At 48.6% G+C, this 23,439-nt stretch carries 24 protein-coding genes; 10 read left to right on the top strand and 14 right to left on the bottom strand.

The genetic code is table 11. The features are described 5' to 3' along the window. Positions 1-72: 72 nt before the first annotated feature. Positions 73-1,614: a sodium/proline symporter PutP gene (putP, locus tag BEN74_RS18955; RefSeq protein WP_068908256.1), complete on the top strand. Its 1,542-nt coding sequence runs from the start codon at positions 73-75 to the stop codon at positions 1,612-1,614. 82 nt (positions 1,615-1,696) lie between these two features. Here putP and BEN74_RS18950 read toward each other — a convergent pair whose 3' ends face one another. After that, positions 1,697-2,194 carry an Lrp/AsnC ligand binding domain-containing protein gene (locus tag BEN74_RS18950; RefSeq protein ID WP_068908254.1) on the bottom strand — a complete coding sequence of 166 codons (498 nt, stop codon included), beginning with the start codon at positions 2,192-2,194 and terminating at the stop codon, positions 1,697-1,699. A 117-nt stretch (positions 2,195-2,311) separates the two neighbouring features. Between BEN74_RS18950 and putA the strand changes: the two genes are divergently transcribed. From putA to BEN74_RS18925, 5 genes are all read left to right on the top strand, one after another. After that, a complete protein-coding gene (gene putA / locus BEN74_RS18945; protein WP_068908252.1) occupies positions 2,312-6,061 on the top strand; it encodes a trifunctional transcriptional regulator/proline dehydrogenase/L-glutamate gamma-semialdehyde dehydrogenase in 3,750 nt (1,249 codons plus the stop codon). Between the two features lie 234 nt (positions 6,062-6,295). Beyond that, on the top strand, positions 6,296-7,378 hold the full coding sequence (gene trmA, locus BEN74_RS18940) for a tRNA (uridine(54)-C5)-methyltransferase TrmA (RefSeq protein ID WP_068908250.1): 1,083 nt from the start codon (positions 6,296-6,298) through the stop codon (positions 7,376-7,378). A gap of 255 nt (positions 7,379-7,633) precedes the next feature. Beyond that, on the top strand, positions 7,634-7,858 hold the full coding sequence (locus tag BEN74_RS18935) for a hypothetical protein (protein ID WP_068908248.1): 225 nt from the start codon (positions 7,634-7,636) through the stop codon (positions 7,856-7,858). A 141-nt stretch (positions 7,859-7,999) separates the two neighbouring features. After that, entirely contained in the window at positions 8,000-8,254 is a 255-nt protein-coding gene (locus BEN74_RS18930; RefSeq protein ID WP_068908364.1) for a hypothetical protein, read from the top strand. Positions 8,255-8,601: 347 nt separating this feature from the next. Beyond that, the gene (locus tag BEN74_RS18925) at positions 8,602-9,141 is read left to right on the top strand and encodes a lecithin retinol acyltransferase family protein (RefSeq protein WP_068908246.1); all 540 of its coding nucleotides are present in this window, start codon (positions 8,602-8,604) and stop codon (positions 9,139-9,141) included. 69 nt (positions 9,142-9,210) lie between these two features. Here the strand turns inward: BEN74_RS18925 and BEN74_RS18920 are convergent, their stop codons facing one another. Together BEN74_RS18920 and BEN74_RS18915 are read right to left on the bottom strand one after the other, a co-directional pair. Further along, a complete protein-coding gene (locus BEN74_RS18920) occupies positions 9,211-10,122 on the bottom strand; it encodes a bestrophin family protein (RefSeq protein WP_068908244.1) in 912 nt (303 codons plus the stop codon). Positions 10,123-10,253: 131 nt separating this feature from the next. After that, complete coding sequence (locus BEN74_RS18915) at positions 10,254-11,978, bottom strand: glutamine--tRNA ligase/YqeY domain fusion protein (protein ID WP_068908241.1); 1,725 nt, start codon at positions 11,976-11,978, stop codon at positions 10,254-10,256. A gap of 234 nt (positions 11,979-12,212) precedes the next feature. On the opposite strand from BEN74_RS18915, the gene BEN74_RS18910 reads away from it, so the two are divergent. Together BEN74_RS18910 and BEN74_RS18905 are read left to right on the top strand one after the other, a co-directional pair. Further along, positions 12,213-12,722: a peptidylprolyl isomerase gene (locus BEN74_RS18910; protein WP_068908239.1), complete on the top strand. Its 510-nt coding sequence runs from the start codon at positions 12,213-12,215 to the stop codon at positions 12,720-12,722. Between the two features lie 87 nt (positions 12,723-12,809). Beyond that, positions 12,810-13,529: a UDP-2,3-diacylglucosamine diphosphatase gene (locus BEN74_RS18905; protein WP_068908237.1), complete on the top strand. Its 720-nt coding sequence runs from the start codon at positions 12,810-12,812 to the stop codon at positions 13,527-13,529. A 17-nt stretch (positions 13,530-13,546) separates the two neighbouring features. Here BEN74_RS18905 and BEN74_RS18900 read toward each other — a convergent pair whose 3' ends face one another. After that, positions 13,547-14,260 carry an MgtC/SapB family protein gene (locus tag BEN74_RS18900; RefSeq protein WP_068908362.1) on the bottom strand — a complete coding sequence of 238 codons (714 nt, stop codon included), beginning with the start codon at positions 14,258-14,260 and terminating at the stop codon, positions 13,547-13,549. 369 nt (positions 14,261-14,629) lie between these two features. Continuing rightward, entirely contained in the window at positions 14,630-15,427 is a 798-nt protein-coding gene (gene hpaI / locus BEN74_RS18895) for a 4-hydroxy-2-oxoheptanedioate aldolase (protein WP_068908360.1), read from the bottom strand. 241 nt (positions 15,428-15,668) lie between these two features. On the opposite strand from hpaI, the gene nfsB reads away from it, so the two are divergent. Together nfsB and BEN74_RS18885 are read left to right on the top strand one after the other, a co-directional pair. Continuing rightward, a complete protein-coding gene (gene nfsB, locus BEN74_RS18890) occupies positions 15,669-16,322 on the top strand; it encodes an oxygen-insensitive NAD(P)H nitroreductase (protein ID WP_068908236.1) in 654 nt (217 codons plus the stop codon). 175 nt (positions 16,323-16,497) lie between these two features. Continuing rightward, the gene (locus tag BEN74_RS18885; RefSeq protein ID WP_228200372.1) at positions 16,498-16,662 is read left to right on the top strand and encodes a hypothetical protein; all 165 of its coding nucleotides are present in this window, start codon (positions 16,498-16,500) and stop codon (positions 16,660-16,662) included. A gap of 106 nt (positions 16,663-16,768) precedes the next feature. Here the strand turns inward: BEN74_RS18885 and BEN74_RS18880 are convergent, their stop codons facing one another. The 9 genes from BEN74_RS18880 to BEN74_RS18845 all read right to left on the bottom strand — a co-directional run bounded on the left by BEN74_RS18880 (position 16,769) and on the right by BEN74_RS18845 (position 23,217). After that, entirely contained in the window at positions 16,769-17,626 is an 858-nt protein-coding gene (locus tag BEN74_RS18880; RefSeq protein ID WP_068908229.1) for a DMT family transporter, read from the bottom strand. 533 nt (positions 17,627-18,159) lie between these two features. Next, on the bottom strand, positions 18,160-18,270 hold the full coding sequence (locus BEN74_RS18875) for a DUF2474 family protein (protein WP_086374329.1): 111 nt from the start codon (positions 18,268-18,270) through the stop codon (positions 18,160-18,162). Positions 18,271-18,289: 19 nt separating this feature from the next. Further along, positions 18,290-19,294: a cytochrome d ubiquinol oxidase subunit II gene (gene cydB, locus BEN74_RS18870; protein WP_068908228.1), complete on the bottom strand. Its 1,005-nt coding sequence runs from the start codon at positions 19,292-19,294 to the stop codon at positions 18,290-18,292. Continuing rightward, entirely contained in the window at positions 19,291-20,727 is a 1,437-nt protein-coding gene (locus BEN74_RS18865; protein ID WP_068908227.1) for a cytochrome ubiquinol oxidase subunit I, read from the bottom strand. Before BEN74_RS18865 ends, cydB begins: the two co-directional genes overlap by 4 nt. Continuing rightward, the gene (locus tag BEN74_RS18860) at positions 20,724-20,933 is read right to left on the bottom strand and encodes a hypothetical protein (protein WP_162898212.1); all 210 of its coding nucleotides are present in this window, start codon (positions 20,931-20,933) and stop codon (positions 20,724-20,726) included. Before BEN74_RS18860 ends, BEN74_RS18865 begins: the two co-directional genes overlap by 4 nt. Before the next feature lie 61 nt (positions 20,934-20,994). Next, positions 20,995-21,450, bottom strand: coding sequence for a DUF2946 domain-containing protein (locus BEN74_RS18855; protein WP_068908220.1), 456 nt, complete (start codon positions 21,448-21,450; stop codon positions 20,995-20,997). A 67-nt stretch (positions 21,451-21,517) separates the two neighbouring features. Continuing rightward, entirely contained in the window at positions 21,518-21,793 is a 276-nt protein-coding gene (locus BEN74_RS19540) for a hypothetical protein (protein ID WP_162898211.1), read from the bottom strand. Continuing rightward, complete coding sequence (locus tag BEN74_RS18850; RefSeq protein WP_068908358.1) at positions 21,748-22,239, bottom strand: hypothetical protein; 492 nt, start codon at positions 22,237-22,239, stop codon at positions 21,748-21,750. The genes BEN74_RS19540 and BEN74_RS18850 overlap by 46 nt, the downstream gene beginning before the upstream one ends. A gap of 612 nt (positions 22,240-22,851) precedes the next feature. Next, a complete protein-coding gene (locus tag BEN74_RS18845) occupies positions 22,852-23,217 on the bottom strand; it encodes a hypothetical protein (RefSeq protein ID WP_068908217.1) in 366 nt (121 codons plus the stop codon). Positions 23,218-23,439: the final 222 nt, after the last annotated feature.

Genomic DNA, 23,439 nt, shown 5'->3' with positions numbered 1-23,439 from the left:
GAATCAGCTCCTTGCAAAAATGCATAAAAAATCATCGCGGACCGATGATCTTCAAGGACAAAGGATGGGCATATGAGTCAACTTAACCCCACATTAATCACCTTTATGTTTTATATCGTAGCGATGGTCGGCATAGGACTGTATGCCTACAAATCTACGAATGACTTCTCCGATTACATTTTAGGCGGCCGCAGTTTAGGCAGTGTGGTGACCGCATTATCCGCAGGCGCTTCAGACATGAGCGGCTGGCTGCTGATGGGCCTTCCCGGCGCAATTTATCTTTCCGGATTATCTGAAGCCTGGATTGCGATTGGCCTGATCATCGGCGCATGGCTTAACTGGCTACTGGTTGCCGGCCGCCTGCGGGTGCACACCGAAGTGCAGAACAACGCCCTGACCCTGCCCGATTACTTCACCAGCCGCTTTGGCGACCGGAAAAAAGTGCTTCGCGTCAGCTCCGCCATCGTAATTCTGGTGTTCTTCGCAATTTACTGCGCTTCCGGCATGGTTGCCGGCGCGCGCCTGTTTGAAAGCCTGTTTGGCTGGTCTTACACCACGGCCTTATGGATCGGCGCAATTGCCACCATCAGCTATGTCTGCATTGGCGGCTTCCTTGCCATCAGCTGGACAGATACGTTCCAAGCCGGCTTAATGATTTTTGCCCTGCTGCTGACCCCTGTCATCACGTATTTGGCAATTGGCGACCACAGCCAGCAAATGACCGTCATGCTGGCAGAAGCGCATCCGCATGCAATGAATATGGTTTCGGGCTTAAGCTTTGTCGCCATCATCTCATCCTTGGCTTGGGGCTTAGGCTATTTTGGCCAGCCGCATATTCTGGTGCGCTTCATGGCTGCAGATTCGGTAAAAACCATTCCAGCTGCCCGCCGCATCGGCATGACCTGGATGATTCTATGCCTTGGCGGCGCAGTAGCGACCGGCTTCATCGGCATTTCATATTTTCAGGCGCATCCTGAACTGGCCGCTGCGGTCAGCCAGAACCCTGAAACCATTTTCATGGAATTAACCAAAATCCTGTTTAACCCGTGGGTTGCCGGCGTAATTCTGGCGGCGATTTTAGCTGCGGTAATGAGCACGCTCAGCTGCCAGCTGCTGGTCTGCTCAAGCACCCTGACCGAAGATTTATACAAAGCGTTTTTCCGCAAAAACGCCTCTCAAACTGAGCTGGTCTGGGTTGGCCGCTTCATGGTGCTGGCGATTGCGATTCTGGCGATTTGGCTGGCCAGCAATCCATCCAGCAAAGTGCTTGGCCTGGTTGCCTATGCATGGGCCGGTTTCGGCGCAGCTTTCGGCCCGCTGATTATTCTTTCGCTGTTCTGGAAAAGAATGACGCTGAACGGCGCGATTGTGGGCATGGTGGTTGGCGCAGTCAGCGTGATTGTCTGGAAAAATACCATGGCGGATACTGGCTTATATGAGATTGTTCCGGGCTTCATCCTGGCTTTCATCAGCATCATCACCGTCAGCTTGCTGGGCAAAGCGCCATCTCAGGATGTGGTTGAACGCTTTGAACACGCCGATGGACTGTACAAGCAAGCCATGCAGGAATTGAAGGAACCGCGTTTGCCGGCTTCAGAACCTCGCTTAGACTAAAAATCTTTCAGCACGATAAGCTTTTCCGCAAAATAGCAAGGGGCAGATTAATCTGCCCCTTGCTTGTTTATGTCTCTGCGCTTTACGGTTTCGGCTTGGGCGGAGATTTCAGTTTAATTTTGGAACTTTCCTTAATCACTTCCATCACCGGATAGCTGCGGGTTTCTTTCACCCCCGGCAGCTGCCACAGCACCTGTCCCGAAATCCTGCGGAATTCCTCCATGCTGGCGCAGCGGATTTTAACCACAAAATCAAAACCGCCACTAATCATGTGGCATTCCACAATCTCCGGATACTGCACCACCGCATAGGAAAACTCTTCCAGCACATTGGGCGTGGTTTTATCCAGCAGGATCTCTACAAACACCACAAAGCTGGCATTCAGCAGTTCCGCATTCAGCTTGGCTTCATAGCCTAAAATAAAGCCGTCTTTGGTCAGTTTCTGCACCCGCGCCAAAGCCGCTGTTGCAGACAGATTCACCATTTCAGCCAGCTTGATATTGGAAATCCGGCCGTCATTCTGCAGAATTTCCAGAATTTTGAAATCCGTTCGGTCTAAGCTCTGAATTGGGCCCATCATCTGAATTATTCTCTAAATATGAACAAGAATATAGTGAGTTATTCTGCATCCTTTCTGTAATCATAAATTATATGAGGCAATTCGCTCAACTAAAATTTATCGTCACAGGACGTTGGCATGAATATGATGGATACAGATACGCATTTCGATGATGCGAAACCGAATTTTGAATACATTACTGCGTTTAAGGAAAAAAGCCAGTACGAAAGCGCGGTGAATACAGCCTGGCGCCGGGCGGAAAGCCAATGCGTTGAAAATCTGCTTGAGCACAGCGAAATACCGGACAGCCTTAACAGCCAAATTTACAAGCTGGCGTTTGACCTTGCGCACTCACTGCGCGAGCGGAAAAGTTCCGCAGGCAAAGCCGGCCTAGTCCAAGGCCTATTGCAGGAATTCTCGCTGTCTTCTCAGGAAGGCATTGCCCTGATGTGCTTAGCCGAAGCGCTGCTGCGCATTCCGGACAAAGCCACGCGCGACCTGCTGATCCGCGACAAAATCAATCAAGGCAACTGGAAAGACCATGTCGGCCAAAGCAGCCTGATGTTTGTCAATGCGGCAGCTTGGGGCTTGATGCTGACCGGCATGCTGATGGAAACCCCGCAGCAGAAAAGCCTGTCCAGCCTGCTGACCGGCCTGCTGGCGCGCAGCGGCCGCGGCATTATCCGCAAAGCGGTCGATACCGCCATGCGCATGATGGGCGAACAGTTCGTTACCGGCGAAACCATTGAAGAAGCGCTGCAGCATGCGGAGTCTTTAGAAGAAAAAGGCTTCCAATATTCATATGACATGCTAGGCGAAGCAGCCCTCACCGAACGCGATGCAGACCGCTATTTTGATGACTATGAAAATGCCATTCACGCGATCGGCAAAGCCTCTGCAGGCAAAGATGTCTATAATGGCCCGGGCATTTCCATCAAGCTTTCAGCCCTGCACCCGCGCTACCAGCGCGCGCAGATTGACCGCGTGCATGATGAGCTGTACGGCAAAGTGCTGCAGCTGGCGGTTTTAGCCAAAAATTACAATATCGGCCTCAACATTGACGCCGAAGAATCTGAGCGCCTGGAAATTTCTCTAGAGCTTTTGGAACGGCTGTGCTTTGAGCCTGCGCTGGCAGACTGGAAAGGCATCGGCTTCGTGATTCAAGCCTACCAGAAGCGCTGCTTCTATGTGGTCGACTATGTTGTGGACTTGGCCAAGCGCAGCAATAAGCGCCTGATGATCCGCCTCGTCAAAGGCGCATACTGGGACAGCGAAATTAAAAAAGCGCAAATTGAAGGCATGAGCGACTATCCGGTGTTCACCCGCAAAGTGCATACCGACCTGTCCTATATCGCCTGCGCGAAAAAGCTTTTAGCGGCGCCTGAACAGATTTATCCGCAGTTCGCAACGCACAATGCGCAGACAGTGGCGACTATTTACCATTTGGCGCAGCCTGAGCACTATTATGCCGGCCAGTACGAATTCCAGTGCCTGCACGGCATGGGCGAACCGCTGTATGAAAAAGTTGTGGGCGAGCGCCTGGACAGCAAGCTTGGCGTTCCGTGCCGCATCTATGCCCCGGTCGGCAACCATGAAACCCTGCTGGCCTATTTGGTGCGCCGCCTGCTGGAAAATGGCGCCAACACTTCTTTTGTCAACCGCATTGCCGATAAAAGCCTGAAAATTGACGATCTGATTGAAGAGCCGCGTCAAACGATTCTGCAGGCAGCCAAGCTGGAACAGCAGGTTGGCGCCAAGCACCCGTCCATTCCTTTCCCGGCAGACCTGTACGGCAAACAGCGCCGCAATTCATCCGGACTGGATCTGGCCAATGACGCAGAACTCAGCGCGCTCAACCAGACAGCGCAGCAGCTGGCAGGCAAGCAATGGCAGGCAGCCCCAATGGGCCCGGCTTTTGATGAACTGCCGGATAACGCGCCGATTGCCATTCAAAACCCGGCCATCCATCAGGATACTGTCGGCTATGTGCATGAAGCTGACAGCAAGCAGGTGAATCTGGCCCTGGAGCATGCCCTGCATGCGCAGGCGGACTGGACAGCCATGCATCACCATCAGCGCGCCGAATGCCTTAACCGCGCTGCCGATTTAATGGAATCGCGCCTGCAGGAACTGATGATTCTGCTGTCGCGCGAAAGCGGCAAGACCTATGCCAATGCCATTGCGGAAGTGCGCGAAGCGGTAGACTTCCTGCGCTATTATGCAGCGCAAATGCAGGACTTGAGCGCAGATGCCGCTATTCAGCCTTTGGGCACCGTGCTGTGCATCAGCCCGTGGAACTTCCCGCTGGCAATCTTCAGCGGACAGGTTGCGGCTGCGCTGGTTACGGGCAATACCGTAATTGCCAAGCCGGCCGAACAGACCCCGCTGATTGCCGCTGAAGCCGTCCGCATCTTATGGCAAGCCGGCGTGCCGCAGGCCGCGGTGCAGCTGATTCCCGGCCGCGGTGAAACCGTCGGCGCGCAGCTCAGCGCAGATCCGCGCATTCAAGGCATCATGTTTACCGGTTCAACCGAAGTTGCCCGCATTCTGCAGAAGACTGCAGCGCAGCGCCTGAACCAGCATGGCCAAAGCATTCCGCTGATTGCTGAAACCGGCGGCCAGAACGCCATGATTGTGGATTCATCCGCCCTGACCGAACAGGTTATTTTAGATGTCGTCAGCTCGGCCTATGACAGCGCCGGACAGCGCTGCTCCGCCCTGCGCATCCTCTGCGTGCAGGAAGACAATGCGGAAGCTGTGCGCACCATGCTTAAAGGCGCAATGCAGCAGCTGCGCGTCGGCAACCCGGCCTTGCTGCAGACAGACATCGGCCCGGTGATTGATCAGGAAGCGCAGCTGAACATTCAGAACCATATTGATAAAATGCGCAGCAAAGGCTATCCGGTGCATCAGCTGATGCGCAATGCAGATGCGCAGGCCTTGGCCGGCGGCACCTTTATTCCGCCGACGCTGATTGAACTGCCGAATCTGGATGATCTGGAGCGTGAAGTCTTTGGCCCAGTGCTGCATATGATTGTTTACAAATACGGCGAACTGGAGCAGCTGCTGCAGCGCATCAATGACAAAGGCTACGGCTTAACCATGGGCCTGCATACCCGCATTGATGAAACCATTCAAAAAGTCATTGCGCATGCAAAAGTCGGCAACCTGTACATTAACCGCAACATTGTCGGCGCAGTTGTCGGCGTGCAGCCTTTTGGCGGCGAAGGCCTGTCCGGCACCGGCCCTAAAGCGGGCGGCCCGCTGTACGCATACCGCCTGATGCATGAATGCGCGCAGAAAAAACTGGCAGCGCCTTTTGCAGCCAAAGCCATGACGGCAGCGGTAGCGAATCCGGTTTTTGACCGCTTCCTAGCCTGGGTCAAGCAGACCTTCCCGCAGCTGGCGCTGAGCCTGCCAAAACCGATTGCCGTTGGACAGCATTTTGAACTGCAGGGCCCGACCGGTGAAAACAACCAGTACGCCATTCTGCCGCGCCACAGCGTGCTGTCGCTGGCGGAACAGGAAGCTGACCAGATTCACCAGCTGCTGGCAATATTTGCAGCCGGCAGCCAGCCAAGCGTTTTAGCCGAAAATACTTTTGCGCTGAAATACCTGCCAAGCATGCCTAAGGAAATCGCGCAGCAGTTCAAAGTGATTGCTGACTTGAATCAGGGCTACTATGAAGCTGTGCTGCATCATGGTTCATCGGCTGAGCTGCTGCAGTTGCAGACGCAGATTGCGCGCAGAAACGGCGCGATTGTCGGCATTACCCACCTGAACCCGGGCGAGGCCGATATTCCGCTGGAACGCTTTGTGATTGAACGCGCCATCAGCGTCAATACCGCAGCGGCCGGCGGAAACGCCAGCCTGATGACCATGAACTAGGCGAATTAAAAGAAGAAGAAATACGCTCTCCCATCCTGCCAAATCTTCAGTCTGGTCATTGAAGATTTGGCTTTTTTTATGGCGCCGGCGCAAAGCCGCATTTGCGCCGTCAGGATTGCGCAATGCACGCCTGAGCAGCCGCAGATGAATGGCTTTGCATCACAATATTTTTAGGCATATCAGCAAAATTTTGCTACCATCAGCTTTTTAAAATTATTGCGATTTTTACTGCATATGACTTCATCCTATCAGCAGCAGCTTGATGCCAAAACTGCGCGCATCACCTCCCAATTTGCCGAATACAGCCCGCCGGCTTTAGAAGTGTTTGCTTCAGCTGAGCAGAACTTCCGCATGCGTGCAGAATTCCGGATTTGGCATACTGAAAATGATATGTTTTATGCCATGTTTGAACGCAATGAAGAGCAGCAGAAGCAAGTTGTCCGCATTGATGAATTTCCGATTGCAGACCAAAGCATTAATGCCTTAATGCCTAAGCTTTTAGATGCATTGAAGGCCGATCCTGCATTGTCTAAGCGCCTATTTGAAGTGCATTTCCTTGCAACCTTAAAAGGCGAAATTCTGGTTTCACTGGTGTACCGTTGCCCGCTGGATGCGGCATGGGAAACTGCAGCCAAAGCGCTGTCAGAACAGCTGAATATTAAGATTTATGGACGCAGCCGCGGCCAGAAGCTGATTTTAACCGATGATTATGTGGTGGAAGAACTGCAAGTCTTTGACCGCACCTATAAATACAAGCAGATTGAAAGCAGCTTTACCCAGCCAAACGCGAAAGTCTGCCAAAAAATGCTGGAATGGGCATGCAATGCAGCGCAGCAGTCAGATAAAGACTTGCTGGAGCTTTACTGTGGCAACGGCAACTTCACTCTGCCATTGTCTACCCGCTTCAAGCGCGTGCTGGCAACCGAATTAGCCAAATCTTCGGTCTATGCTGCGCAGTGGAATATTGAGCAGAACGGCATTGACAACATTCAGGTTGCGCGCCTGTCTGCGGAAGAGTTTACTCAGGCCTATAATGGCGAACGCGAATTCCGCCGCCTGCAGGAAGCAGGAATTGATCTTGCCGGCTATGACTTCGACACCGTTTTTGTCGATCCGCCGCGCGCCGGCATTGACGATGAAACACTGAAGCTGCTGCAGCGCTTCCAGCGCATTATCTATATTTCATGCAACCCGGATACCCTGCATGACAACTTAAAGACCTTGGCGCAAACGCATAAAATTACCCGGTTTGCCCTGTTCGACCAGTTCCCTTACACCCATCATGTCGAATCAGGCGTGCTGCTGGAAAAGATTTAATTCAGTTCTTTCCAGTCATTTATCCTATTCTGAAAAGAGTCCTAACAGGGCTCTTTTTATTTAGCCTGAGCTGAGTCATTGAAAACAAACAGCTTCGGTTTTGCAAACTCTGAAAATGCACATTATTCCATTGGTCAGCATCTATTCAATCGGAAAAATTAGAGTCTGATTGATGCTTTTATCACTTTCGCAGGCTTGCATTATTTAACAGTTTGGTTATATTTCGTTCTATGTTAGGCTGCAGATGAAGACTCTATGAGTTTTTGGCAAAAGCTGTTCTCAAATGAACAGGAAAATGAGCATAAAAACCAAGTTGCTTGCGTTGAAAATGATTGCTCTTGTAAAACCAATGAACAGCTTCTCCAAGCGCTGGCGAAGGCGACGGATGAAGATGTCATTATCGGCATTAAAAAAGTGCTCGCATCCCGGGGCTACAGCCGCAAAGAGCTGAATGAACTTCAGCATTTACCGCTTCAATAGCAGATAAAAAGGCATCCAGATAACTGAATGCCTTTTTTTATAATAAAAACAGTATTTTATATTTTTAAGCAGCCACATTTCCGCTATGCTGAAGATCAATCAAAACCTCAGCATCATTATTCAATAATTAAAGGCAAGAAAATGAATAAAATTTTATTAACTTCAGGGGCAGCATTCATCTTTGCATTCACATTAAGCGCCTGCAGCCAAGTTCCCAAAGAATGCACGGAATCTTGGGAGAAAATGGAAAAGCTGTCGAAGAAGATGGGCATGCCGGATGATCAGATTAAAATCCATAAAAAAGAGTTTGAAGACAATATTAAAGGCCTCTCTAAGGAAGAAGCCATTAAGGCCTGCACAATGCAAAGCGCATTCCTGAATATGGCGGAACGCTGAACACTGCATGCAGCATTTCAGCCGAAAGGCAGAAAATTTATGCGCTTAAGCTTTAGCGCTTGCACTGCACCCATTTTTCCTTGAAAAGTTTGAATGCGCTTTGCACAGGCAAAGCCCTGCTTTGGAAAAACTCACCGCTCATAAAAACCGGCAAAAGCCTTTTGCTGCCCACACACGGCGTCCTGAGCCAGTCTTAAATACTGCTTTACAATGGTGCTGCACAAGGATGGGCGGCAGGCTTTGCATAGATCACCGCAGCGGCGCCGGCCAAACAGTCGATTAATTCACAGAAAAGCGGTACAATAGGCGATAAAAATACATTTGTAACTTTATTGGTTAACGTATACATGCAGCAGCAGAGACCACGGATTCCTTTAGGGGCGCATTTAATCATTAAGCATTTTGCTTATAGCCATCATGGAATTTATGCAGGACGAGGCAGAGTAATTCATTACTCCGGATTTGCTCACCTCTTTAAAAAGCACCCGATTGAAATCACCTCTTTGCAGAATTTCTGCCGCGGCAAAAAATTCATCATCCAGCATTACGCATCGCCTAAATTTACCGGGCGCAAGGCTGTGCGGCGCATGCGTTCCCGCATGCATGAAAACAACTATCATCTGATTATCAATAATTGCGAGCATTTATGCACATGGGCAATTACCGGCGTTGAAAGCAGCCCGCAGGTCTTCCGCATGATGAACCGCTTAACGACCATCGGCTATATCAGCTCAATGATGAGCTTCATGAGCAGCATCTTTCTCACCGTGACCACCACCAGCTTTGCTTTGGCCCTGTATATTAAAAAGAAACTCCGGGATAAAGCCAAGCAGCGCCTGGCCGGCTATCCGCTGTTCAGTGAGCAGGACACCAAAAACCCCTCCTGATTGCTAAAAACAGGCTAGCGCGGCTTGCTGTGCAGGCACTTGCTTTTGACGCTAAGTTCGGCCTCAGACCTAGAGAAGGTTGCCTTTATGCGCAGCAATCACCGGCGGCAATTCCGCGCCCAAAGAGCACAGCATTTCGCGCTCAATATTGCGCACAATCGAATCTAAGGCCAAATCATTTTCCTGCACGCCAAACGGTTCTTCCAGTTCTGCGCTGAGCGCATCCAGGCCTAGGAACAGGTAGGCAATCAGCGCGACAATCACCGGTGTCCAAATGCCCAGGCTGGACGCCAAGCTGAACGGCAAAATAAAGCAGAATGAATACACGGCGCGGTGCAGCAGCACCGAATAGGAAAATGGCAGCGGCGTAGAGGAAATCCGGTCACAGCCGGCATGAATATCGCCAAGCGCAACGGTGTGCTTGGTCAATGCGCTGTAGATAATGTCAGTGATCTGGCCCTGCTTATACAGGCCGGCCAAATCTTTCTGCACAATTTCCAGCAGGTACTGCGGCGCATTCATATGCCCCGGCAAAGTCTGCCACTGCTGTTCCGTCAGCTGCACATGCGGCCGGTACTGATCAAAAGGATAGGCTTTCTTGCGCAGGCGGTCGCGCAGCAGATGCGTAAACAGCATCACACGGTACATCATCACTTGGCGCGCTTCAGCCTCCAGCACATGCGTATCGCGGATGATATGCCGCGTATCCGCAATTAAAGCGCCCCACAGCTTGCGCCCTTCCCACCAGCGGTCATAGCAGGCCGTGTTCCTGAAGCTCAGGAAAATCGACAGAATTACCCCGAAAATGGTAAAGCCTATCGCAGGCACTTCCGGCACCGAAACATAGTGGCGCGCAGCCATATACACCAACGCCGCTGAAATCAGCACCACAACCATCAGCGCGGGAAAGACTTTAGGCAGAATAGTGCCGTGCCAGGCAAACAGCAGCGCAAAGCTATTGGTTTTATCTCGAATAATCACGGCAAGTCCTTATTAGATATGCATAAAAAAGCCCAACCGGAGTTGGGCTTTCAGCGCCCAATTCAGCATAACGGCATTCGGCTTGAATGCCAATATTTTGCTGAATTGAGCAGGCAATGCTGCAGCCGGCTTTATTTGCCCGGCTTAAAGCTGTCTTTCAAGTCTAAAATGCGGTTGAACACCGGCTTTTCTACAGTATGGTCGTACTGGTCTGCAACAAAGTAGCCTTCACGCTCAAACTGGAAGCGGTCTTCCGGCTGCGCTTGCGCCAAGGCCGGCTCAATGACCGCCTGAACGACCTGCAATGATTCAGGGTTCAAGTTCGCCAGGAAGTCATCGCCCACTTCCGGGTCAGATTCAGTGAATAAGCGGTCGTAAATGCGCACTTCAGCAGCAATGCCTTTTTCCGCAGATACCCAGTGAATTACGCCTTTAACTTTACGGCCTTCAGGGTTCTTGCCTAAAGTTTCAGGGTCAATTGAGCATTTCAGTTCAACCACTTCGCCGTTTTCATCTTTAATCACTTCATCGCACTTAATCACATAAGCATGGCGCAGGCGCACTTCGCCATCCGGAATCAGGCGCTTAAAGCCCTTCGGCGCGACTTCTTCAAAGTCCTTGCGGTCGATGTAAATTTCAGATGTTAAAGGAATAATGCGTTCGCCCATGTCTACGTTTGGATGGCGCGCATGCGCCAGATCCATCGCTTCAGGCAAATTGGTTAACGTCACTTTCAGCGGATTCAGCACAGCCATGCCGCGGGCAGCGGTATTTTCCAATGACTGGCGGATGCAGTATTCCAGCATCGCTACATCAACAATGCCGTCAGATTTGGATACGCCAACACGCTTGCAGAAATCACGCAGGCCTTCAGGCGTGAAACCGCGGCGGCGCATGCCGACTACGGTTGGCATGCGCGGATCATCCCAGCCATTGACATGATTGCCTTCAACCAATTTGCGCAGTTTGCGCTTAGAGGTAATGGTGTAATCAATATTCAAGCGGCTGGATTCGTACTGGCGCGGCACGGCTGGCGAATGAACTTTTTCAATCACCCAGTCATAAAACGGACGGTGGTCCTGAAATTCCAGCGTACATAAAGAATGCGTAATGCCTTCAATGGCATCCGACAGCGGATGCGCATAGTCGTACATTGGGTACATCTTCCATTTATCACCAGTCTGATGGTGCGCTGAATGCAGCACGCGGTACAGGATCGGATCACGCATATGCACGTTTGGAGACGCCATATCAATTTTAGCCCGAAGCACAGCCTCGCCTTCGCCAAAACCGCCATTGTTCATTTTTTCAAAACGCGCAAGATTTTCTTCTATAGAGGTATCGCGGTGCGGCGAGTTCTTGCCCGGCTCAATAAAGTTGCCGCGGTTCAGGCGGATTTCTTCAGGCGTCTGCAAATCCACATAAGCATCGCCCTGCTTGATCAATTGGATTGCCCAAGCATGCAGCTGGTCAAAATAGCTGGATGCATAGCGCGGCTCGCCATTCCAGTTAAAGCCCAGCCATTTCACATCATTGGCAATGCCATCGACATATTCCTGCTCTTCCGCATCCGGGTTTGTATCATCAAAACGCAGGTTGCATAAACCGTCAAATTCATTGGCGATGCCGAAGTTCAGGCAGATTGCCTTGACGTGGCCAATATGCAGATAGCCATTCGGCTCCGGCGGGAAACGCGTCACCACTTTTGCAGTGCGGCCAGCCGCCAAGTCGTCAGTAATGACTTGGCGCACAAAGTCTAAGCCCGGCTGTTGTTCTTGCTGCGCAGCATCGACAGAGGCATTGTTACTTGGTGTCGGGTTTTTAGGCAGTGTTGAAACAACATCATTCGGCTTCATAGTTCTAAAATCACTTTTATGCAAAAAATTCAGGATAAATCGGGCTTGTCTAAGCGGCTTAATTTTAGCTTAGAACGCTGTTGGATTATGAATAATTAACAGCCCTTTAAACGCTATTTGACCTTTTTAACAAAGAAAATAACGTTTTTGCTTGCCTTGTAGTTTACAGTTTGCTTATGCTTCTCACAACCAAAAAACCCATGGCTTTGCTGTCCATGTTTAGGAGATTACACAATGAGTTTTCCTCAAGTCGAATTAAACACCAATAAAGGTCGTATTGTTCTTGAACTTAACAGTGAAAAAGCGCCAGTTACTGTTGCCAACTTCTTAGAATACGTACGTGACGGTTTCTATGACGGCGTAATTTTCCACCGCGTGATTGATGGCTTCATGATCCAAGGCGGCGGCATGGATGAAAACTTCAAAGAAAAAGCAACGCGTGATGCGATTGAAAATGAAGCAGACAACGGCTTAAAAAATGATTTAGGTACCATTGCAATGGCGCGTACTCAAGCACCGCATTCTGCATCTGCTCAGTTCTTCATTAACGTTGGCAACAACGCATTCCTGAACCACTCTGGCAAAACCGCGCAAGGCTGGGGCTACGCTGTATTCGGCAAAGTTACTGAAGGCCTAGACGTTGTAAACGAAATTAAAGGCGTCCGTACCGGCAACCGCGGCTACCACGCTGACGTTCCGCTAGAAAACGTTGTGATTGAATCTGCTAAAATCATTTCTGAGTAAATCTCCCTAAATCCCTCTTTATAAAAGAGGGACTTTCCTTCCTTTTTTAAAGGAAGGCCGGGAGGGATTACCAAATAGGAAAAATACGTGACCTATCTGTTTATCGCTGATTTACATTTGTCACCAGATCACCCTCGGCTCGTCCGGGGGTTTTTAGATTTATTGCGCCATTATCAAGACCAAAATACCCAGCTGTATATTTTAGGTGACTGGTTCAATGCCTGGATTGGCGATGACTACTCCGCCCCTTGGCTGGATGAAGTGATCAGCGCATTAAAGCAGTTTACAGATGCCGGCAGCCAGGTTTACTTTTTATCGGGCAACCGCGACTTTGCCCTTGGTCAAAAATTCTTACAAAAATTCAATGGCGTATTGCTAAGCGATATTGAAACCTTAAGCATTGCCAACTTAAAGATCCGCCTTGAACACGGCGACCTGCTCTGCACCGATGATGTTTCCTATCAAAAATTCCGTAAAGTGATCCGCAATCCGCTGCTTTTGGGCCTGCTAAAGAAAACCCCTCTCAGCTTCCGCCAGAAGCTTGCCAGCGGCTTCCGCAAAAAAAGCCGTGAAGCCAATCAGCTCAAAAGCTATGACGTTATGGATGTCAATCAGCAGGCCGTTGAAACAGCCCTGCAGGACGCAGATGCGCTGATTCATGGCCATACGCACCGCCCGCAAATTCATGACGTAAGCGGCAAACCGAGAATTGTCCTTGGCGACTGGCGCGAGCATGAAGCGCAGATTTTAGAAATCTCAGAAAATGCTTCAGTGTCCGGATGCGCCTTAAAAACCTGGCGCTACTAGCCTGAGCTGCAAGCGCATCAGGCCATGCTGTTTTTATCCCAATAGGCATGCCTGACTTCGGGCATATCATTCAGCAGCTGAATGATTTCCTTGGTATGGATGGAATCAATTGAGGTTGCTATTAAGGCTGCTGCAATTTCCACATCTTCTTCGCCAAAAGGCTCGACATCTACATCCTGCGGCGGATAGTTGTATAAAGCCAGCAATTCATGCAGCTTATCCATGACTTCTTTGCTGAACTGCCGGCCGCAGATGATATAAATCACATTGAGGACTTCCGCATCATCATCTAAGGGCCAGCGGTCAATTGCATGGCCAATGGGCCGAAGCAGCGTGTTGGCAGCTAAAATAAATCCTGCGGCAAGGAATGCTTCAATAATTAAATCAGCGCCGGCGGCGGCTCCAACCGCAGCGGAGCACCACAAAGTGGCAGCCGTATTCAGCCCTTGTATATTGCCTTCTTCCCGCATAATCACGCCGGCGCCTAAAAAGCCGATGCCTGACACCACATAGGCAATCACACGGACTGCGCCATCGGCGCCGTTCAAGGTAATTGCAATATCCACAAAAATTGCGGCGCCTAAAGCAACCAGAACATTGGTCCGCAGCCCAGCCGTGCGCTGCCGGTACTGGCGCTCAAAGCCGATTAAGCTCCCCAGTATAAAGGCAGCCGTCAGGCTTAAAAAACTGTCAAAGAAATTGTCACTGTGCAGATTTTCCATAAACTTCATCAGATTCACCGCCAATCGCAATGCTTAATATAAGATTTTTTTATCATTTGAATATTCCCTGTTCATCACTATAAATCTAATCACTTAAAATTCAATAACTCGGGGTTTAAACCGGCGGTTTTAGAAAATTTCGGCTCAGCCGCTGCTAAAAGCGCAGCAATCGTCAGCTGCCAATAACGGCGGAGAGACTACTGCAACTCATATAGGAAAAATATGACAGGAAGTTGAATTTTCTTTTGATTTTCTCAATTTAGCGGGAAAGCAATGATTTAAAAAGCGGCGCTGATTTAAAGATTCAGGCTAAGGCATCATTCCGCAGCGCAGTGAATTGACCCGCAATGCGGAATAATGCTGAACGCGCTATTTCAATCAGTAGCCTGCTGTTTTAGGCGCAGCTTCCGCGTCGCTTTTATACTTCGCCAGCAGCTCACGCAGCGAGTTCATCAGCACACTGGTGTCCACGCCCACCGCAACAAACTCCGTGCCCAGCTCCAAATACATTTGCGCAGCTTCATGCTGAGTTGACAGAATTCCCGCCGCCTTGCCGGCTGCGCGAATGCGCTGAATAGCATTGATCACCGCTTTCTGCACTTCTGGATGATTAGGATTGCCTTCATAGCCCATGGTTGCAGACAAATCCACAGCGCCAATGAATACGCCGTCAATGCCATCCACCAGCAGAATTTCATCTAAATTTTTCAAGCCTTCAACCGACTCAATCTGAATCAGCAGGCAGATATTTTCATGCGCCGATGCATAATAGTCTGGAATGCTGTTCCAGCGCGTTGCGCGGGCCAGCGCAGCGCCCACCCCGCGGATGCCCTCAGGCGGATAGCGCACCGCTTTTACCATCAGCTCCGCCTGTTCGACTGTTTCCACCATCGGAATCAGCAGCGTCTGCGCGCCAATATCCAATAGCTGCTTAATCAGCTGCACGCTGCCAATCGGCGGGCGCACCACCGCCTGCGATGGATAAGCCGCAATGCTTTGCAGCTGCGATAATGTGGTTCTGAGGTCGCTGGGCGCATGCTCGCCGTCAATAAGTAGCCAGTCATAGCCGGCATTGGCCGCAATTTCAGTGCCGTAGGCATCTGCAAGGCCAACCCATAAGCCAATCTGCTGCCGGGTTTTCAATCTGCGTTTAAAGTGATTGCGGTAATCGGTCATATGCTTGCTCCGTGCAGGATGAATATTGCCCCCGATTAAACGCCTTTCAGCAAAAAGCGCCAATATTGATTTCATCTTGCATCATTCAATTCAGCTATCAATGCTTAATTTTAGTTAAGGTTTGCACAGCACTCCGCCCTGTGACCGCATTCATCATGCTAAGTAAGATGAAAATTATTCTCATCCATTCCTGCGCTGAATCGGGTAAAATAGGCCTAAATTAACCGCGGAGGCTGCATTCATGGATTTGCTAAACGTTTCTAAAACCCGCTACACCACGAAAGCGTATGACCCTGACAAGAAGATTCCTCAGGAACAGTTTGAACGTTTGCTTGAAATTCTGCGCCTTACACCCTCTTCCATCAATATTCAGCCGTGGCATTTCTTTATTGCAGACCATGCAGCGGCCAAAGAGCGCATTGCCAAAGCGCTGGTTGGCAAATATGCCTACAATGCCCCTAAAGTCCTAGATTCTTCACATACAATTTTGCTCTGCACCAAAGCGGATATTAATGAGCAGCATCTTGAAAACCTGCTCAAGCGTGATGAAGCCAGCGGCCGCTTTAAAGATGCTCAAGCCAAACAGGGCCAGAAAGACAGCCGCAGCGGCTATGTTGATTATTACCGCAATGAAAAAGGCGACATTCAGCGCTGGGCGGAAAATCAGACCTTTATTGCGCTGGGCCAAGTTCTGCTGGCGGCCGGCATTGAAGGTGTTGACGCTACGCCGATTGGCGGCTTTGATGAAGGCATTATTGCTGAAGAGCTGGGCTTAACGGAAAAAGGGCTGATTCCTTCCGTGCTTCTCACTTTAGGCTACCGCAGCGAAAGCGACTTCAATGCCAAGCTGCCAAAATCGCGCTTAGTCAAAGAAGAAGTTTTCACCAAGCTCTAATCTTAAAAAAAAAATCGATAAAAGGGGAAAATATTCCCCTTTTTTGTCATTTCAGGACTTATTTTTTAAACATTAATCGCGTATATTTTGTGCAAAACATCATTGGTCTACCGCCATGCCTGCTGCGCCTAAATTACCTATGAAATTTGAATGCACTGCCTGCAAAACAGTGTATATGCACAAGTACAATGCCGATGCTTTTTTAAATTATCCGGCTTGCCCGCATTGCCAAAACTTAGGGCAATTGCAGGGCACCATCGAAGCTTATGACCTGTTTAAATATCCTGTAGAGGTCGCAAAAAGCTATCTGCAAGATACGCTGCAGCGCTTTTCCCGCTAATTTTCTTAAAAACACCATCCTGCACAGGCAGCTTAAATAGCTCAAATATTTAAGCTGCCTTTTTAATATTCAGCGCTTGAAAATCCATTCTTCCGGCTGTTTTGGCCTATTGCATGGCATAAGCCAGGCACATCACGCTAAGCAAGCCTAAGGCCAGACCGGCAGCAGAGGCTGCTTTCAGCTTCTCCTTAAAAATAACCAATCCGCCCAGCACGCCAAACAGCACCACTAAGATATTCATGCCGGCGAATACAATAGCCGGCGTATCTTTCAGCAGCATATGCGCTTTGACATACAGCGCAATATTGGCGAAATTCAATACCCCGAGGCCCAGCCCGGCAATGATATTGCGGCCTGCGCCAAGGGTTTGCTCTTTTATGGCGATATAAGCCAAAGACAGCGCAAATGCGCAGATGAACATCAGATTCAGCGCCACCGAAAACTGCAGCCCCAGCCCGGTGGTATATTTCAGCAAAATATCAACCAAGGCATAGCCAATCCAAACGCTGGCCAGATACAGCCCAGCCTGCGGCTTGGCCGCGGTGCCCTGCGCTGAACAGTTAGATAGCAGAATGCACAGCACGCTGCCCATGCCCAGCACAATGCCGATGATTTTCAGCTGATTAAACTGTTCCTGAAAAATAAAATAGGCGGCAGTCAATGACAGCACCACAGATAAGCGCTGCGCAATTTCAGTTTTTAAAATGCCTGCCGTCTGCAGCGACTTGACCAGGCATAAAAAGATAGACGGCAACAGCGCGCCTAAGGCGAAAATAAGCCACCACGGCGTATGCTGCGCCGAAATATGCTGCAGATCCGGCTTAAACCAGAAATAGCATAAGATGCTGGCCGCCGCGTAATTCCACGCAATCATCTGCAGCGGGCTGAAGCCTTTTTCTTTGCAGATTTTCAACAGTACAGAAACAGCAACGCTGCACAGCGCCGCCGCAAAAATCAATTCCATCGCATGCTCTTATCAATCAATTAAACTGCGCTTTAGCGCTTGGGCTTAACGCTAAAATTCATCACACAAAAAATCCCGCATTAGCGCCGCTTTATACAGGATCTGAATTTTCTGCCGGATTCGGCCAGTTGCCTTAGGATGTGAAAATTCACTTTGGAAGCCGCTTTAGCGAATATAAACTAAAGGCATCTTTTCTTCTGCAAAAAAATCGGCTGCATCAATGCATTTCAGAGACATTTTTTGATCTGGACTATAGAAATTTTCAGGAATGCTGCCGCAGGCGGGCTGTTTCCAATGCAGGATAAGCGCGCAGGCGCTGAGGCAACGCGCCGCTTTTGAACCGGCATTGCGCCATAAATGATTTGCTAAGGACTCGAATTTACTTAATTTTTATTGAAAACCTGCTGAATATGCCATAAAGCCGATTGCTACATCTTGCTTAGCATTCAGCAATCAAAACACATAAACTTTCAGCATAATGCCAGCCAGCTTGCGGGCTGGCCGGCATTATTTGAGTTCATCCCCGCTTTATTTTAAGGATAAGCCAGCTGAATCAGCAGCCTGAATGCGCCGGCAACAACTGCCAGCGCCAAAAAGCCGCCCAAATACAGCGCAATAAACCACTGTGTTTTTGAAAGCTTCATTCACATTCTCCATTTTCGCTTAATGGTAGCCGTCATCGCCAACCCGGACTTTGTCGCGGAATACCCAATAAGACAGGCCGGTGTAAATCAAAATAACGGGGATCAGCAGCAAAGCGCCAATGAGCGCAAACAGCTGGCTGCTTTGCGGCGCGGCCGCCTGCCAAATGGTGACCGATGGCGGAATGACATACGGCCACAGGCTGATGATGAATCCGGTATAGGCCAAGAAAACCAGCGCCAGCGTATAAACAAACGGGCTCAGCTCTTTGCGCTGCCTGCATGCGCGCAAAGCCAGATAGGTAAATAGAAGCACCAGTACCGGCACCGGGCTGAAATACATCAGCTGCGGCTGGCTGAACCAGCGCGTAGCGATTTCAGGATGCGCCATTGGCGTATAAATACTGACACAGCCGAAAATAATGAATAAGGCAATAATCATCTTCGGCATCAGCTGATACATGCGGTCTTGCAGCGCGTGATCTGTCTTGAAAATCAGCCAGCCGCAGCCTAAGGCCGCATACAGCACCACAACTCCAATGCCGACAAAGATGGTAAATGGGCTAAGCCAGTCTAGTCCGCCGCCTACATATACGCCATTGGCAGTTTTAATGCCTTGAATATAGGCGCCTAAAATCATGCCTTGGAAAAAGCTGGCGAGAATGGAACCGCCGATAAAGGCTTTGTCCCACCAGTGCCGGCTCTTGTTTGCCTTGAAGCGGAATTCAAAGGCTACACCGCGGAAAATCAGCGCAACCACCATTAAAATAATCGGAAAATACAGCGCAGACAGCACGGTTGAATACACCAGAGGAAAAGCCGCGTACAGCGATGCGCCGCCCAGCACCATCCAGGTTTCATTGCCGTCCCAAACCGGCGCAACGGTATTCATCATTACATCGCGCTCTTCCTTGCCTTTAATGAAAGGAAAAAGAATGCCGATGCCTAAGTCAAAGCCATCCAGCACCACATAAATCAGCACGCCAATGGCAATAATTACAATCCAGATTAAAGATAAATCAATCATTTGCCATTCTCCTGCTGCTGAGCGCTTGGCGCATCAAGGTCTTCATCAATGCTGCTTAACGGGCGGTTCGATGCCTGAATGACTTCCGCCTCGCTGTGCGGCGCGGAATGAATGAATTCAGGGCCTTTGTGCATCAGTTTCAGCATGTAGTAAATGCCGACGCCGAATACAACGCAGTACACCAGAACAAAAATGATTAACGTTAAGCCCACCTGCTCGGCAGATACCGGCGACAGGCCATCGGCCGTGCGCATAACGCCATAAACTACCCACGGCTGGCGGCCCACTTCTGTTGTGAACCAGCCGGCAAGCAAGGCGATAAAGCCTGAAGGCCCCATGGCAAAGGCAAAGCGGTGCAGCCATTTGTTTTCATACAGCTTGCCGCCTTTGCGCAAAAACAGCGCAGAGACCGCCAGCAAAATCATCAGCAGGCCCATGCCCACCATAATCCGGAAGCTCCAGAACACCACCAGAGAATTTGGACGGTCTTCCGGCGCAAACTCTTTCAGGCCTTTGACTTCGCCGTCCATGCTGTGCGTCATGATCAGGCTGCCGAGATTCGGAATGCCGATGGCATATTTGGTTTCTTCAGCTTCCATATCTGGAATGCCGAATAAATACAAAGGCATGCCTTCATCTTTATTGGTTTCCCAGTGGCCTTCAATGGCCGCCAGTTTGGCAGGCTGATGCTTTAGGGTATTTAAACCGTGGTTGTCGCCAATCAATGCCTGCAGCGGCGCCAAGGCCAAAATCATCCACAGTGCCATAGAAAATGAAGTTTTCACCAAAGCGTCACGGCGCCCTTTCAGCAAATGCCAGCCGGCTGTCGCCGCAACCAGCAAGGCGGACACCAGAAATGCAGCCGCGGCCATATGCGCCAAGCGGTACGGGAACGACGGGTTAAATACAATGGCAAACCAGTCCTGCGGCACAATAATGCCGTTTTCAATGCTGAAGCCTTGCGGAGTCTGCATCCAGCTGTTGGAGGATAAAATCCAGAACATGGAAATACAGGTGCCGACCGCCACCATAAGCGTTGCGAAGAAATGCGCATGCTTGCCCACGCGCCCCCAACCGAACAGCATAATGCCGAGGAATCCAGCTTCCAGAAAGAAAGCGCTCAGCACTTCATAGGCCAGCAAAGGGCCAGTCACGCTGCCGGCAACGCGCGAGAACTCGCTCCAGTTGGTGCCGAACTGATAGCTCATGACCACACCGGAAACCACGCCCATGCCAAAAGCGACTGCAAAAATTTTGACCCAGAACTTAAACAGGTCTTGGAAAACAGGGTTGCCCGTTCTCAGCCAGCGCCATTCTAAAACAGCAAGAAAACTGGCTAGGCCAATGGAAATTGAAGGAAAGATAATATGAAACGAAACGGTAAAAGCGAATTGAATTCGCGCCAATTCCAGTGCAGTTAGACCTAAACTCATAACATCACCTTTAGCATTTTATAAAGTGGTGATTGCGGCTGCGCCAGGCGCGAAGCAGCATTTGTTTGAACTGAAGCTTTTACAGTATAAGCCTGCATAAAACTGCAAGTATGTTGAATTTTGATAACCCGCGCTGCCCTGCTGGCCAAATCCAAGGCATAGGCTGTCTGTTTCCCCATCGCGTGGGAAATGAATAGTTGATGCATATTCTGTCTCTGTTAAAACTTTCTGAAGGCCTTATGCACAGGCATAAGGCCGCAAAATCATTTAGAACAAAGCAGCTGGAGGCGCCCTTCCCTGGGGCATAAGATAAAGCTTTTGCAGCGCAAAATAGACATGCTTAAACGCCTGCTCAAAGGCGATTAAGCGCACCTGCACGCGGTCAAAAACCTCTGCGACGCCAAAAACCGGAGGCATGACTAAATCACCGTAAACGGTGCAGTACTGGCATTGGTGATTGTGTTCATTGTGATCTGCATCGTGATGATACAGCTTATAGCCATCGAGGAAATTCAGATGATAGTCGCGGTGTTCTGCATGGCTGCTGTGCAGTGATGCAGCCTGCACATGCTGATGATGAGTGGAAATAGACAGCAAATTGTGCGTAATAGACATGCAGACCGGAGCAATATGATACTGCTCCGGTAAAAGCGGCTGCAAATATACAGCGATCTGTAAAAGTATTGCCGCTGCTGCCAGCAGCAATCCACCGCGTGTAAACAAATTACTGTCTCAAACTTTGCGCTTGGCGATGCAGGCACAGCATGCATCTGATTAAATACCAAGCAAATCAATCAACTTTATCTTTTTCACTATAGTTTATAAAAACATATTTTAAAAGCGTTAAATTGACTTTTTTACGCGCTTCTCTGCTGGGCACGCTGCAATAGCTGTCTGAATCTTCTGTAAATAATGCATAGCGCGGCGGGATGTGGCCTAAACCGCTGCGAGGCATCCGCAGCAGAATATGCAGATGCCGGCCTGCAGCTGGCGGGGATATTTTTTTAATGCCTTGCGGAGCTAGAAAGTCGCCTGCAGCACTTTTGCGGAAACTTTGCCTTTCCACAGGTCACGCAGTGCCGGCAAATAGAATTTTTCGCCCAATTCAACCAGTTCGGCATCAATTAAGCCGTGAACTTCATGCATGAACAGATAGTCTAAGTCTACGGTTGAAAGCAGCGGCTGCGCCTTAGAAAAGTCCTTGCGCTTCTGCTGCGCCTGCTTGACTAAATTATCTGCATATTTGCGGTCTTTGAATTGCGCAATGGCATTTAAGCGCAGCTCAATCACGCCCCAGCCGCTGAGCAGCAGCTTGAAAATTTCAAAATCTTTAGCGGTTGATTCCCAAGTCATTTCTTCCAAGTTTTCATTTTCAGGCAAAACCGGAAGCATCAGCTCCATCACGCTTGGAAAAATTTTTTTAAAACTTAGAACAAATTTAACAGGATGCTCACCCGGATAATCCTTGAACTGCACCTTTTTTTGAACATCTGTTAAATAAATATTGAACATTGAAAATTTCCGCATGTAAGTTACTGTTTTTAAAAATTTAAAAAATAGCCTATCAAAATTCTATCAAAACTTTAGAAAAACAGTATTTTAAAGTGTTGCGTATTTTAGCAATTTTGACATGTTAATCAATGAAAACATCCATCTAAAATCGAGTGCTAAAAAAGTATGAAAGACCAAATAAGAAAAAAACTCAAAACAATGGCTTTTAAATTCACACACTGAACGCAAACAGTAATATGCACTTTTGTTAAAATTGAGTGCGCTGTGCAGCCAGCCTCACTTAGCCGCCCACTTCAGCTCTCACTTGAGGGCTTCTCCAATTTCAATCCAAGCATTCACTTTACTGGCGCATTCCGCATGGACCTCAAGGTTTTCAATGTAGCGGGGGTAAATCTCCCCCATTTGGGCGTGGAACGTGAAAAATCTTTTAAAAAGCCCAACCGGTTAGGATTAGGTTTTTTTTAGCTATTAAGTTATTGATTTATATTTAAATAAAAATATATTGCGCATAACGCGTATTATGTTAATTTTAGGAAAAAACTTAGAGTGAAATTTATTTCTGTAGTCTTTATATTGATTCTAATCTCATAGATTATTTTTTATGAAAGAAATTTATTCTTCGTTTAATATTTTTAGGATTGAAAACTTATTATTCCAATTTTTAATATTAGTTGGCTTTTTGACTATAAAACAAATATTTTGATCTTTTTTTAGTTTTGAAAAATCTAAATTAAAAAAATTATCTTTAAAGTTTGCATCAGTACGATAAGAAACAAATCCATATTTTTCTAACCTAAGCTGAATTGAATAGTAACTAACCCCTCTATTTTGATATCTTTCATCTAATCTTATAACTAAGCCACAGACCTTTTCATTTATAAAATTAAAGTTTTCATTATTTTTATTTAAGCGTAAATAAAAATTTGTAGATAAACCCAAGAATATAAATAAAACCAATAGACCTTTTTTGTAAGTCATTTTTTATTCAACTCCCCATTGTAGATTCCAGTTATAAATTGGCTATCAAATCAAGTCTTTCCTCTCTACTGACAGTACAAGACTTTAAGTACTATTTGGGATATTTAGTTCCATATATGATGGAAAAATTTATTTTATAAATCTTTATTTAACATAATGGGCGTTATACGAAATGCGTTTGTTAGACCCCAATTAAAGTATTTGTATTCTCACCAATAAAAT

Origin of the sequence: Acinetobacter sp. WCHAc010034 (assembly GCF_001696615.3) — a bacterium.
GTDB lineage: Bacteria > Pseudomonadota > Gammaproteobacteria > Pseudomonadales > Moraxellaceae > Acinetobacter.
The sequence above is the reverse complement of the archived record's forward strand: the minus strand, read 5'-3'. Positions and strand labels throughout refer to the sequence as shown.